This window comes from Mucilaginibacter sp. (assembly GCF_025362475.1).
Lineage (GTDB): Bacteria > Bacteroidota > Bacteroidia > Sphingobacteriales > Sphingobacteriaceae > Mucilaginibacter.
On sequence record NZ_JANYGH010000024.1, the window covers coordinates 38,530 to 51,974 of the forward strand.

Annotated in this window: 12 protein-coding genes; 4 read left to right on the top strand and 8 right to left on the bottom strand. The window is 40.3% G+C overall.

Features of this window, described 5'->3' with window-relative positions; genetic code table 11:
- Positions 1 to 23: 23 nt before the first annotated feature.
- Both Q0R88_RS09315 and Q0R88_RS09320 read right to left on the bottom strand, forming a co-directional pair.
- The gene (locus Q0R88_RS09315; protein WP_295715353.1) at positions 24 to 968 is read right to left on the bottom strand and encodes a phosphoribosylaminoimidazolesuccinocarboxamide synthase; all 945 of its coding nucleotides are present in this window, start codon (positions 966 to 968) and stop codon (positions 24 to 26) included.
- 101 nt (positions 969 to 1,069) lie between these two features.
- The gene (locus tag Q0R88_RS09320) at positions 1,070 to 2,029 is read right to left on the bottom strand and encodes a PhoH family protein (protein WP_295715355.1); all 960 of its coding nucleotides are present in this window, start codon (positions 2,027 to 2,029) and stop codon (positions 1,070 to 1,072) included.
- A 100-nt stretch (positions 2,030 to 2,129) separates the two neighbouring features.
- Here Q0R88_RS09320 and Q0R88_RS09325 point away from each other — a divergent pair, with 100 nt between their 5' ends.
- The 4 genes from Q0R88_RS09325 to Q0R88_RS09340 all read left to right on the top strand — a co-directional run bounded on the left by Q0R88_RS09325 (position 2,130) and on the right by Q0R88_RS09340 (position 6,809).
- A complete protein-coding gene (locus Q0R88_RS09325; RefSeq protein WP_295715357.1) occupies positions 2,130 to 2,906 on the top strand; it encodes an SAM-dependent chlorinase/fluorinase in 777 nt (258 codons plus the stop codon).
- A 10-nt stretch (positions 2,907 to 2,916) separates the two neighbouring features.
- Complete coding sequence (locus Q0R88_RS09330) at positions 2,917 to 3,426, top strand: hypothetical protein (protein WP_295715359.1); 510 nt, start codon at positions 2,917 to 2,919, stop codon at positions 3,424 to 3,426.
- Positions 3,427 to 3,460: 34 nt separating this feature from the next.
- Positions 3,461 to 5,293: an ABC transporter transmembrane domain-containing protein gene (locus tag Q0R88_RS09335; protein ID WP_295715361.1), complete on the top strand. Its 1,833-nt coding sequence runs from the start codon at positions 3,461 to 3,463 to the stop codon at positions 5,291 to 5,293.
- Positions 5,294 to 5,411: 118 nt separating this feature from the next.
- Complete coding sequence (locus Q0R88_RS09340) at positions 5,412 to 6,809, top strand: MBL fold metallo-hydrolase (protein WP_295715363.1); 1,398 nt, start codon at positions 5,412 to 5,414, stop codon at positions 6,807 to 6,809.
- A 277-nt stretch (positions 6,810 to 7,086) separates the two neighbouring features.
- On the opposite strand, the gene Q0R88_RS09345 is transcribed toward Q0R88_RS09340, so the two are convergent.
- The 6 genes from Q0R88_RS09345 to rpsO all read right to left on the bottom strand — a co-directional run bounded on the left by Q0R88_RS09345 (position 7,087) and on the right by rpsO (position 13,404).
- Positions 7,087 to 8,037, bottom strand: coding sequence for a D-2-hydroxyacid dehydrogenase (locus Q0R88_RS09345; RefSeq protein WP_295715365.1), 951 nt, complete (start codon positions 8,035 to 8,037; stop codon positions 7,087 to 7,089).
- A gap of 185 nt (positions 8,038 to 8,222) precedes the next feature.
- Positions 8,223 to 9,290, bottom strand: a complete 1,068-nt coding sequence (gene serC, locus Q0R88_RS09350; protein WP_295715367.1) for a 3-phosphoserine/phosphohydroxythreonine transaminase — start codon at positions 9,288 to 9,290, stop codon at positions 8,223 to 8,225.
- Positions 9,291 to 9,474: 184 nt separating this feature from the next.
- Positions 9,475 to 10,143: a ribulose-phosphate 3-epimerase gene (rpe, locus tag Q0R88_RS09355; RefSeq protein WP_295715369.1), complete on the bottom strand. Its 669-nt coding sequence runs from the start codon at positions 10,141 to 10,143 to the stop codon at positions 9,475 to 9,477.
- 210 nt (positions 10,144 to 10,353) lie between these two features.
- On the bottom strand, positions 10,354 to 10,626 hold the full coding sequence (locus tag Q0R88_RS09360) for a hypothetical protein (protein WP_295715371.1): 273 nt from the start codon (positions 10,624 to 10,626) through the stop codon (positions 10,354 to 10,356).
- A gap of 169 nt (positions 10,627 to 10,795) precedes the next feature.
- Positions 10,796 to 12,931 (bottom strand): polyribonucleotide nucleotidyltransferase, encoded by a 2,136-nt coding sequence (gene pnp / locus Q0R88_RS09365; protein WP_295715373.1) that lies wholly within the window; start codon positions 12,929 to 12,931, stop codon positions 10,796 to 10,798.
- A gap of 194 nt (positions 12,932 to 13,125) precedes the next feature.
- Entirely contained in the window at positions 13,126 to 13,404 is a 279-nt protein-coding gene (rpsO, locus tag Q0R88_RS09370) for a 30S ribosomal protein S15 (RefSeq protein WP_076379122.1), read from the bottom strand.
- Between the last annotated feature and the right edge of the window lie 41 nt (positions 13,405 to 13,445).

A 13,445-nucleotide genomic window follows, 5' to 3' on the forward strand; every position in this document is an offset into this window, starting at 1 on the left:
ATTATTTTACGTGGAAATAAAAATTACATATTATTAAGCGCGAGCTTTATAGCCCCTTCAACCCTGGCTAAAACATTCTCCGTGTCTGATTTTATGAAGGCCTCGCCTGTAATTTGCTCGTATAGCTCAATGTACCGTTCAGATATAGACTCTACAATTTCTTCCGTCATAACAGGAACAACCTGCCCGTCTTTACCCTGAAAACCGTTTTCTATAAGCCACTTCCTTACAAACTCTTTTGAAAGTTGTTTTTGCGGCTCTCCTTTTTGCTGCCGCTCCTCATACCCTTCCTTGTAAAAATACCTCGAAGAATCGGGCGTGTGGATCTCATCAATCAGATAGATATCATCACCAATCTTACCAAATTCATATTTGGTATCAACCAGGATCAATCCTTGCTTCGCTGCTATTTCGGTTCCGCGTTTAAACAGCGCTTTGGTATAGGCTTCCAGCTTTTCGTAATCATCTGCGGCTACAATATGCTGAGCCAGTATTTGCTCTTTTGAAATATCCTCATCATGCCCTACTGATGCTTTAGTGGTTGGGGTGATGATAGGCTCAGGAAGAATATCATTTTCCTTTAAGCCTTCTGGCAATGCCTCACCACAAACCTGCCTGCGGCCGGCAGCATATTCGCGCGCGGCATGGCCGGCCAAATATCCACGAATTACCATCTCTACCTTAAAAGGCTCGCAAATACGACCGATGGTAACACTTGGGTCTGGAACGGATATAACCCAATTGGGTACAATATCACTTGTTGCCTCTAAAAAACGGGCTGCTATCTGGTTAAGCACTTGTCCTTTATAAGGAATAGCTTCTGGCAGTACAACATCAAATGCCGATATCCTGTCAGATACCACCATAGCCAGGTACTTATTATCAATAGTATAAACATCCCGTACCTTGCCTTTATAGTAGCCGGTTTGCCCGGGGAAATTAAAATGTGTTTCTTTTATTGCGTTCATATGAGAGTCAAGAATTTAGAATCAAGAATCAAGACAGGAAATTGCAGCTTCTTGATTCTTGACTCTTGATTCTTATCTCTTTATTTTATTGGATATCCCTTTTATTGTATATCTCCGTAAGCTGCTAATATTTTACGTACCAGTTTATGGCGAACTACGTCTTCGCCGCTTAGGTATACTATTTCTATTCCACTTATATCCGTTAGTATGCGTAACGCGGTATGTAAGCCCGATTGTTGTTTTTTTGGTAAATCTATCTGGGTAACATCGCCTGTTACTATAAACTTAGCCGATGGCCCCATACGTGTCAGGAACATCTTGAGCTGCATATCGGTAGCATTTTGGGCTTCATCCAATATCACAAAACAATTATCAAGTGTACGGCCACGCATAAATGCCAGTGGTGCTATTTCAATGGTTCGGTTCTCCAGGTAAAACTTCAATTTCTCCGCCGGAATCATATCATCCAAGGCATCGTACAGCGGCCTTAAATACGGATCAATCTTTTCTTTAAGGTCGCCGGGTAAAAAGCCGAGGTTCTCCCCTGCCTCAACAGCCGGCCGGGTTAAAATAATTCGTTTTATCTCTTTGTTTTTTAGTGCGCGCACGGCTAAAGCTACCGCGGTATAGGTTTTACCGGTACCTGCGGGCCCAATGGCAAAAAGAATATCGCTCGTATTAATACTATCAACCATTTTGCGCTGATTGGCTGTACGGGCTTTCACCATTACGCCATTCGGGCCAAAAACAATTACCTCGCCACTGGCAAATTTATCGGCTACCTGGTCTGTAGATGGCCCGGTATTAACTTTTGATCCTAAAATACGTTCAAGATCGGTAATGTTCAGGTTCTCGAATTTTTCTACATGTTGCAGCAGATGCGAGAATTTTTCCTGGAAAACATTTAGTTCGTGATCATCACCCAAAACTTTTATTTCATTGCCTCGTGCAACTAATTTAAGCTTGGGATATTGTTTCTTAATGATCTCAAAATGATCATTATTAGGCCCCCACAATACGGCTGGATTTACGTTTTCAATTGATAGCTTAAGTTCGTTCAATACTAATTGATTTTTTAGTTACAGATTTTTATGAATTAAAAATTGAATATTTGTAGCTTCAAATGCTATTACAAGATTAGCAATAAATATTATAAAATTAATGGCAATAATAACATTAACTACTGATTTGGGCGATAAGGACATTTATCAAGCTACTTTAAAAGGAAGCATCTATAAATTATTGCCTACAGTGAATATTGTTGATATTACCAACAGTGTAGCGGCATTTAACGTACAACAGGCTGCGTTTATATTAAAAAATAGTTTTTATTACTTCCCCGAGGATACTGTGCATCTTATTGGTATTGATACTGTTTATAGTGATCATACAAAGTACCTGGCAGTAAGGTACAAAAAACATTATTTTGTAGGGGCCGATAATGGAATTTTCTCGCTGATGTTTGATACCGACCCTGAAGAGATTGTAGAGATCAACATTATGCAGGACCTTAAATTTCTTCATTTTCCGTTGGCTGATATTTTTGTTAAGGCGGCGTGTCACCTGGCAAAAGGTGGAAAACTTAACGAGATTGGCATACCTACACACGAAATTGAAAACAAAATGAACCTACAGCCTGTTATCGAGAAAAACCTGATAAAAGGCGTGGTTATTTATATCGATTCGTTCCAAAATGTGATCACCAATATTACCAAGGAATTTTTTAATAATGTGCAACAAGGCCGGCGTTTTGTACTCAATTTTAAGCGGAACGAAACCATTAACCACCTCAGCTGGCATTATAATGAAGTCCCTATCGGTGAAAAATTATGCCTTTTTGGCATCAGCGATCATTTAGAAATTGCTATAAACAAAGGCAACGCGAGTGGTTTATTAGGTTTAAACCTTAATGACAAAGTGATCATTGAATTTCAGTAAAGTATAATATATGAAGAAACTAATACTGCTTGGCTTGCTGTGTTTTTTTGCAGTGGGCGATCTTTTAGCGCAATCTCAGTTTAATGCAGATTCAATTGCATACCAGCTTCAGCGCAAAAAAATTAATTCCATGCTGGCCGTACGCAAACAAAAATTTGGGCAGTACAGCCAAAGTTTAAGTCAGCATACCGGAATCTTCGGTTTACAAACCAAAGATGATATCCGCCGGTCAAACAGTATTTTGATGGACATCGTAAAAACGGACGATAACATTTATAAAGAGCTAAAGATATTACTGGAGTACCGCGCTTTTCAGCAAAGGCAGATTCAAAGCCACAGCAAAGAGGCAGAAACCATAAACCAGGGTTTTATAGCTACCATAAAAAAACTTAGCGCGCAAAATGCGCAGCTTAAAGCCGCTGCAGAGCAAAAGGGAACCTCAAACTTTATCTATATAACTATAATTGCGCTCATGCTTGCGTCAATTTTATATCTTATTTACAAAAAAAATAAAGTTTAGGTGTAATTTCGCGCTCGTAACTATAAAACTATAAATGGCAAGAGGACGACTGAACAGTGGCGCTAAGACCGAGACCGAATTACCTAAAGCAAAAATAAACAGGCAAAGCATCCAAAACATACGGAAACTGCTCACCTACATAAAACCTTACCGGGGTAAATTTATAGCCGGTATGCTATTCTTATTTATATCAAGCCTGGTTGGCCTCGCATTCCCCGCTATACTGGGTGCTTTGATTGATGCAGCACAGGGCAAATTTAAATACCCTTATTTACCGCACAGCTTAAATGCAATTGCCATTGCCGGTTTTATCATATTGTTTGGGCAGGCATTTATATCTTTTTTTAGAGTGGTATGGTTTGTACAGGTTGCCGAGCGCTCACTGGCCGATATCAGGCGGGATACCTATTTTAAGCTGATCACCCTGCCTATGAACTTTTTTGCCAACCGCCGCGTTGGTGAATTGAACAGCCGTATATCTGCCGATCTTTCACAAATACAGGATACCTTAACAACTACCATTGCCGAGATCATCAGGCAATTAGTGATCATGGTGGGCAGTGTTATTTTACTGGCAATAGTATCTATTAAATTGACCCTTGCCCTGCTGGCTATTTTGCCATTCCTGGTAGCATTTGCAGTATTTTTCGGAAAATTTATTCGTAAACTTTCTCGCCAGGCCCAGGACAAGCTCGCCGAATCAAACACCATTGTGGAGGAAACACTTCAGGGTATTGCCAATGTAAAGGCATTTGTAAATGAGGCGTATGAAGCCACGCGCTATGATAAAATTTTGCGAAACGTTGTTGACATAGCTGTAAAAGGGGCCAAATTCCGCGGAATTTTTGCCTCATTTATTGTATTTTGTTTGTTTGGTACATTTGTGGGCGTTATTTGGTATGGCTCGGTATTGGTTAGTCATGGCGAAATTCTGGTAGGTGATTTAACCACGTTTATCATGTACTCCATATTTGTAGGTGCAGCCATGGGTAGTTTCCCTGATCTTTATGCCAACCTGCAAAAGGCCGTAGGCGCAAGTGAGCGTGTGCTGGAGATATTGGCCGAACATGGCGAAGATATCTCAATGGTTGAAAACAACAACCAGGTTGATCAACTAATCAAAGGCGATCTATCTTTCAACAATGTGGTGTTTGCCTACCCTTCCAGGTCAGAACTTACTATTTTAAAAGGTATTTCTTTTGATGCCTCTGCCGGACAAAAAGTGGCTATTGTTGGTCCAAGCGGCTCGGGAAAATCAACTATGGCTTCGTTGATCCTGCAGTTTTATCATCCGCAAAACGGCACAATTTTATTTGATGGCCGGCCGGCAGCAGATTATTCTATTACCGATATCCGTAACCAGGTGGCCATTGTTCCGCAGGATGTATTGTTATTTGGCGGATCGATAATGGAAAACATCGCCTACGGAAGGCTCAATGCTTCAAAAGAAGATATTATACAGGCTGCTAAACGTGCAAACGCGCATCAGTTCATTACATCTTTTCCGGAAGGCTATGAAACCATTGTTGGCGAGCGTGGTGTAAAACTTTCTGGCGGTCAGCGCCAGCGGATTGCCATAGCGAGGGCATTATTAAAAAACCCATCAATATTGATTTTGGATGAGGCCACGTCATCATTAGATTCTGAATCAGAACGCCTGGTTCAGGAAGCTCTTGAGGAATTGATGAAAGACCGAACTTCCATTATCATTGCCCACCGCCTGTCAACCATCCGCGAAGCTGATAAGATCATTGTGCTGGAAAAAGGCGAAATCATCGAGAGCGGCAGCCACCAGGAACTGATTGGCAACGAGCAGGGACTTTACCGGTATTTAAGCCAGCTGCAATTTGAATCGCAGAGTAACTAATTCGTAATTATCTTTCACGGATTATCATTATTTAAATAAAAGTTCGGATATTAAACCGAAAACCCAAAAAGGTATTTAGAGGCTATGGTATAATGATCATTGCCCATGGACTTATAAAATGAAATTAACCATACACGGGGCAGCCCAACAGGTAACCGGAAGCATGCATTTGCTGGAGGTTGACCAATATAAAATATTAATAGATTGCGGGCTGGATTATGAGAAGGACCGCAGCATACAATCAAACGAGAACTTCCCTTTTCGCGCCGAAGAGATTGACGTTGTAATACTTACACATGCACATATCGATCACTCCGGAAATTTGCCTACCCTGGTAAGGTTAGGATTTAACGGACAGATCCTTTGCACCCCTCCTACTGCCGATCTTACCGAATTGCTTTTACTTGATTCTGTAAGTATCTTCATGAACAAGGCTAAAGGTAACCGGAAACGTGGTAAAGGGAAATTTAACTCCGGCAACGGCCAGCAACCCCTATACCTGCAAAAACACGTAATGGATACGGTTGACCGCTTTGTTACCATAGGCTTTAACCGCCCTTTCAGGATAAACGGCAATATCGAACTTACTTTTATCCCGGTTGGGCACCTGTTGGGTGCAGCAGCAGCAGTTTTAAAAGTGATCGAGAATGGCGAAGAAAAATCTATTGCCTTTACCGGCGATATTGGCAGGAAAAACTACCCGGTATTAAATGATCCGCAGGAATTACCTCCTGTTGATTTCCTGGTATCAGAATCAACCTATGGCGGTCGTTACCACACCAAAGGTAAATCGGTAGAGGAAACATTGATAGAGGTTATTGATAAAGCCTGTGTAAGAGAGCAAGGACGTTTAATTATCCCGGCTTTTAGCATAGGGCGCACCCAATCATTAGTATACTCTTTAAACAAGATCTTTAGCGAAGGCTTGTTGCCCCAGGTTAAGGTTTTTGTTGATAGCCCTATGGCTACCATAGCAACCGGCATCTTCAGAAAATATCATAGCCTGGTAAACCAGGAAGCTCAGGATTTTTATAAGGATAAAGGCGATGAGTTTGAATTTGATAATCTTACCTACGTTGAAAACCTGAAAGATAGCCGGCAGATCTCGAACTACTACGAACCCTGTATCATCATCTCATCAGCTGGAATGCTGGAAGGTGGCCGTATCCAGGATCACCTGTTTTATAACATCCAGAATTATTACTGTACTATCCTCTTCATTGGCTATTGCGCCAAGGGAACTTTAGGCCACCGTTTATTGCGCGGCGATCCCATAGTTCACATTAAAGACCGCGAACTGGCCGTTTACGCCACCATTAAACAAACGGATGTACTAAGCGCCCACGGTGATCACCAGGACCTGTTAGACAACGTAAAACAGCAGAATAAAGCCAAATTGAAGAATGTATTCCTTGTCCATGGCGAAGGCGAAAGCATGAAACTACTGGCTAACTCATTGGAAGAAGAAGGATATACGGTTACGATACCTGAGAAGGATTTGACTTACGTCCTCTAATACACTATGTCGTTGCTGTAAGTTTTACTATCCGGGGACACTGAAAGGAAAATGACGTTTGAAAAGTTTGTCATCCTGAGGAACAAAGGATCTATTTGCAGACTGTACAGGGCGAAAAAGTATAGCGAATAATAGATCCTTCACTATCGTTCAGGATGACAAAAAGTTTTTTTAGACATTCTGTTTAACACAAATGGCACGAACTCTTTAGGAATTCGTGCCATTCGTTTTTATTCGTGAAATTCGTGCCCGAATCAATTCGGGCTATTCGTGTCAATTATTTCTTAAAGTGATCTATGATCAGATTAGCCAATTCAACACCTATTCTTTCCTGGGCCTCGTTGGTGGCAGCACCAATGTGAGGAGTTAAAGAAATTTTAGGGTGCTTTAATATTTCTTCACGGGGAGTTGGCTCGTTATCAAATACATCTAAAGCAGCAAACGAAACCTGACCGCTGTTTAAGGCGTCGATCAAAGCAAGCTCGTCAATTAAACCACCACGTGAAATATTTACCAGGCCAACACCTTTTTTAGTTTGAGCCAATTCTTCGGCGCCAAAAAGAGCTTTGTCGATAAATGGAGTATGCAGAGTAATAAAATCAGCGGTTTTGATGATCTCATCTAAGGTTGAAGTTTTAACAGCTACTTTTACTGTTGTACCACCACCTAAAACAATATCCAACTCAGGGTTAAAAGGGAACAAATCGTAAGCCAAAACTTCCATACCTACGCCAATAGCTATTTTAGCTACTTCTTTGCCAATACGGCCAAAGCCAACAATACCTAAAGTTTTACCACGCAGTTCAATACCTTTTGCATAAGCTTTCTTCAGATCGTTAAATTTGGCACCACCTTCAACAGGCATTTTACGGTTGCTATCTGGCAAAAATCTTACCGCGCTAAATAAACTTGCAAAAACAAGTTCGGCTACTGATAATGATGAAGATGCAGGCGTGTTATAAACGCTAAGGCCTTTTTCCCTTGCGTATTCAACATCAATGTTATCCATACCAACACCACCACGACCGATTACCTTAAGATTAGGGCAAGCGTCAATTAATGCTTTACGCACTTTGGTAGCACTACGCACGGTAATGGCATCGTACTCTTGTAATTTAACAGATAGTTCATCCTGTGGGATGTTATTAGTATCAACAAAGAAACCAGCTTCTTCTAAAAGTTGTTTCCCAATTGGGTCGATACCGTCATTAGCTAATATTTTGATCATCTTGTTAGTTCATTGGTTCATTAGTTCATTGGTTCATTGGTATGTTGCGTTAAATATTTAACAACCTGATGAACGAACGGGGAACTAATAAACGATTTAGAGTTAATTTATTTAGTTTAATAGTTCACCGGCCTTATTCATCAAGTCCTAATGAACTAATGAACCAGTGAACTAATGAACGACGACTACTTATTTAATTCAGCAAACTCCTGCATTACATCAATCAGCGCGTAAACGCTGGTTATTGGCAATGCGTTATATATTGATGCTCTGAAACCACCAACACTTCTGTGGCCTTTAATACCAACTATCCCTCTTTCGTCGCATAGTTTAAGGAATGGTTTTTCCAATTCTGGATTTTCCATTACAAAGGTAACGTTCATGTGTGAGCGGTCTTCAACAGCACAAACAGGTTTAAATATAGGGTTGCGCTCAATTTCTTCATACAACACCCTTGCTTTGGTAATGTTTTCCTGCTCAATAGCTTCAACACCACCTTTGGCCTTTAACCAGTTTAAGGTAAGCATAGAAACATAGATAGCAAATACCGGTGGAGTATTGTACATAGAACCACCTTCAATTTGTGTTTGGTAATTCAACATAGCCGGGATCTTACGATCAACTTTGCCCAGGATCTCATCCTTAACAATTACCAAAGTAACACCTGCAGGGCCCATATTTTTTTGAGCACCGGCATAAATCAAACCGAAATCGGCAACGTTGATTTTGCGGCTAAATATATCTGACGACATATCGCAAACAACCGGGATTGGTGATTTAGGGAACTCCTGTAACTGTGTACCATAAATGGTATTGTTTGATGTAATGTGGAAGTAAGCCGCATCAGCAGGGATAGTATAATCTTTAGGGATGTAAGTAAAGTTGCTTGCTTTTGATGAGGCAACAATCTCCACTTCGCCAAAATATTTAGCTTCTTTTAAAGCTTTGTTTGCCCATACGCCTGTTTCAAGGTAAGCAGCTTTGCCATTCGATGGCAGCAGGTTATAAGGAGCCATTGCAAATTGTGTACTTGCGCCGCCCTGTAAAAATAATACCGAATAACCTTCTGGTACACTGAATAATTCTTTTACCAATGCAACAGCTTCATCCAAAACTGCTTCAAATTCTTTTGATCTGTGAGAGATCTCCAGCAATGATAATCCTGTACCATTAAAATCAATAACCGCCTCTGAAGCTTGTTTTAAAACTTCGTGAGGTAAAATGCCTGGTCCGGCACCAAAATTATGTTTCATATAATTAACGAATTGTAGGTTCTGAATACTTGATTAGGAACTTTGTATTTAGTTGGGCCGAAGTTAATTAATTTGACAAAATATATAGAGATTATTTACATTTTTTGAAAAAATATACAATTAATCAACAAAAGCCTTTTTGATTGCAAATTTTAAATTAATCCTATTGGGTTAGTAGTAATTATTACAATTGTAATAACTTTTCGGGGTATTTAAGGTTTGATATAGCACCCAGCTGATTGGCCGAGGAGAACACAGAATTGCCTGCAACCAGCACATTTGCACCAGCATCTAACAATTTTGTTACATTATGCTCACCAACTCCGCCATCAACTTCTATCAGTAAACCTGGATTTTTCTTTTGGCTAAGTTGTTTTAAGTCGTTGAGTTTCTTGTAGGTATTATCAATAAATTTCTGTCCGCCAAAGCCTGGGTTTACAGACATGATAAGCACCATATCCAGGTCGGCGATGATATCCTCAAGCAAGGCAACCGGAGTATGCGGGTTAAGGGCCACTCCTGCCCTGCAGCCAAGTTCTTTGATGGCTTGTATAGTACGGTGCAAATGAGGGCATGCTTCATAGTGAACGGTCATACCATCCGCGCCGGCATCCTTAAAAGCCTTCAAATAACGGTCGGGATCAACAATCATTAAATGTACATCCAGCGGTTTGGTGGCGTGCTTTTTAGTGGCTGCAACAACCGGGAAACCAAAGGAGATGTTTGGCACAAACATGCCATCCATAACATCAACGTGCACCCAATCGGCATCGCTTTTATTGATCATTTCAATATCACGTTGCAAGTTGGCAAAATCGGCAGCTAAAATTGATGGTGCTATTAGGTGGTTCATATGCAAATATATAAAACCCAAGGTCGGCAAAAAGTAATTATTTGTAAAGTTTTTGGCAGCCCGTCCGCCTCAACTTGTTTCAGGATCACACAGGGCTAGTGTCAGCATGAAATATACCTTACAAGGGGGGATGCCGAAATAAATCGGCATGATTGATCTTTATGAAAGAAATATGCTTATCATTCCCCCTTTAGGGGGTTAGGGGGCAACTTAATCACAGTTAAGCAACAGATCATAGTATTTTTTCATCAGTACCGTATCGTAATTAACTAAGGAGCCATAAGCCTCTGCTACCAGCTCATTCAAAATTGACGAGCCAAGCTGACCACCTCCATTGGGAATGGAATCGTAGTACAGTATTAATTCTTTAACGCGGATGATCTCATATAATAATTGCTGGACCAGATCGGTATGTGCACCTGACTGCTTTCCATGCGGATTATTGTTGAGAAAATCTAAAGGATCGTTAGTAGCAGGAGTCATGTTTTTTACAAGCAGGATCGAACTTTAAGGTTTTATCAACTATTTATTAACTGATATAAAGTTTAAATAAATGCCTTTTGTTTTAATTTATTTAAAAAAAGTGTAAAAAACACAAGTTAAATAACAAAACCCTCATAAAGAGGGTTTTGTTATTTATTTAAAACTGGAATTATTTATCTGTTTTTGGAGCTTCTGGTCTTGGCAATAATGCCTTACGGGATAACTTTAATTTACCTTGTTTATCAACATCAAGTAACTTAACCCTTACCTCATCACCTACTTCAAATATACCATCCATTTTCTCAATCCTGCGGTGATCTATTTCAGAGATGTGCAACAAACCATCTTTACCTGGCATGATTTCAACAAATGCACCAAACGGCATAATTGATTTCACTTTACCTTCGTATATCTCGCCAACTTCTGGTTTAGAAGCAATATTGCGGATACGTGATAAAGCCTGATCGATAGATGCTTTGTTATCGGCAAAAATTTGAACGATACCCTGGTTATCTTTTTCTTCGATAGAAATAGTTGCACCGGTTTCACGTTGCATTTCCTGGATAATTTTACCACCGGGCCCGATAACAGCACCAATAAATTCTTTATCAATTTTGATGGTAACGATACGCGGAGCATGTGGTTTTAAATCAACACGTGGCGCAGTAAGGGTCTTAGACATTTCGCCTAAGATATGTAAACGACCATCTTTTGCCTGGTTTAAAGCGTTAGTTAACACTTCGTATGAAAGGCCATTGATTTTCAAATCCATCTGTACGGCAACAATACCATTAACAGTACCTGTTACTTTAAAGTCCATATCACCTAAGTGATCTTCATCACCAAGGATATCAGACAGGATAGCGTATTTAGTACCCATTTCATTGGTGATCAATCCCATCGCGATACCTGATACCGGCGATTTGATCTTTATACCCGCATCCATCAAAGCCAATGTACCGGCGCAAACCGTAGCCATTGATGATGAACCGTTTGATTCTAAAATATCAGAAACGATACGGATTGTGTATGGGTTTTCATCCTCAGATGGCAATACTTGTTTTAATGAACGCATGGCCAGGTTACCGTGACCAATTTCGCGGCGACCAGCACCCCTGTTTGGACGAACCTCGCCGGTTGAGAAACCTGGGAAGTTATAGTGCAACAGGAATTTTTGGTAACCGTTGATGAACGCGCCATCAATCATTTGCTCATCATCCTTAGCACCTAATGTTACGGTGGTTAATGCCTGAGTTTCACCACGGGTGAATACTGCAGAACCGTGAGCAGATGGTAAATAACTAACTTCGCTCCATATAGGGCGAATCTGGGTAGTTGTACGACCATCTAAACGTTTGCCTTCATCTAATACAAGGTTACGGATAGCATCATACTCTACATCATGATAGTATTTTTTAGCAAGGAATTTAGTGATATCATCAATCTCGCCTAAAGTAGCGATATAAGCATCACGAACTTCTTTGAACTTGGCAGAACGCTCATCTTTTGCAGATGCAGAAGATGCGATAGCGTAAACCTGGTCATAAGTAGCAGCGTAGATAGCTTTTTTCAAATCTTCATTGCTGTGCTCATGGCTGTAAACACGTTTTTCGGTTTTGCCAACTTCAATGGTTAATTCTTTTTGAGCTAAACACTGTAATTTAATAGCAGTGTGTGCAAATTTAATGGCTTCAACCAATTCAGCTTCCTGAATCTCTTTTGATTCACCTTCAACCATGTTGATGTCATGCTCGCTACCTGCTACAATAAATTCTAAAGTAGCACGCTCAAGCTGGCTTAACGTTGGGTTGATCACTAACTCGCCATCAATTTTAGCAACACGTACTTCAGAGATAGGGCCATTAAATGGAATATCAGATACAGCCAATGCTGCTGATGCTGCCAAACCGGCAAGGCAATCAGGCATGATGTCCTTATCTGCCGAAATTAAAGAAATCATCACCTGTGTATCAGCGTGATAATCTGAAGGGAACAACGGACGTAAAGCACGGTCAACCAAACGCGAGATTAAAACCTCATAGTCTGATAAACGCGCCTCACGGCGTAAAAAACCACCCGGGATACGTCCGGTGGCAGCGTATTTTTCCTGGTAATCAACAGAAAGAGGTAAAAAATCAACTCCTTCTTTTGCTTCCCGTGATGATACTACAGTAGCCAATAACATGGTATCACCCATTTTAATAACTACAGAGCCATCTGCCTGTTTAGCCAGTTTACCTGTTTCGATCTCAATGGTGCGGCCGTCACCTAAATCAATAACTTTTTTAATTACGTTTAAACTCATCTTCTTTTGTTTGTGGTGCACTTTTCATCTTTCGGAGCACACCGGTTTTTTATGTGTGTAATATTAGTTTCAGTATATAATTGCCTGTTACCGGCAATGATTTATAAGCTTTTTAACAGGTGGCCTATAATGTATGCAAAAGTAAAAAAGCCATCCCCAAACTTGGGATGGCTTTTAAATAAAAAAGGAGAGAATTACTTAATGATATCCCTTAGCTGTAAAGCTTTGATGATAGCACGATATCTTTCAATGTCTTTTTTGAATAAGTATGCCAGCAATGCACGGCGTTTACCTACTAATTTTTGTAGTGACAACTGGGTTGAAAAATCATGTTTGTTCTTTTTCAGGTGACCAGTTAAATGTGCAATACGGGTGGTGAATAATGCTACTTGTCCTTCTGCAGATCCTGTGTCTGTAGCACCTTTACCGTGTTTTGCAAAGATCTCAGCCTTTGCTTCTTTACCTAAATACATTACTTGAATAATATTAAAGCGTTAAATATTCTGTTAATTGT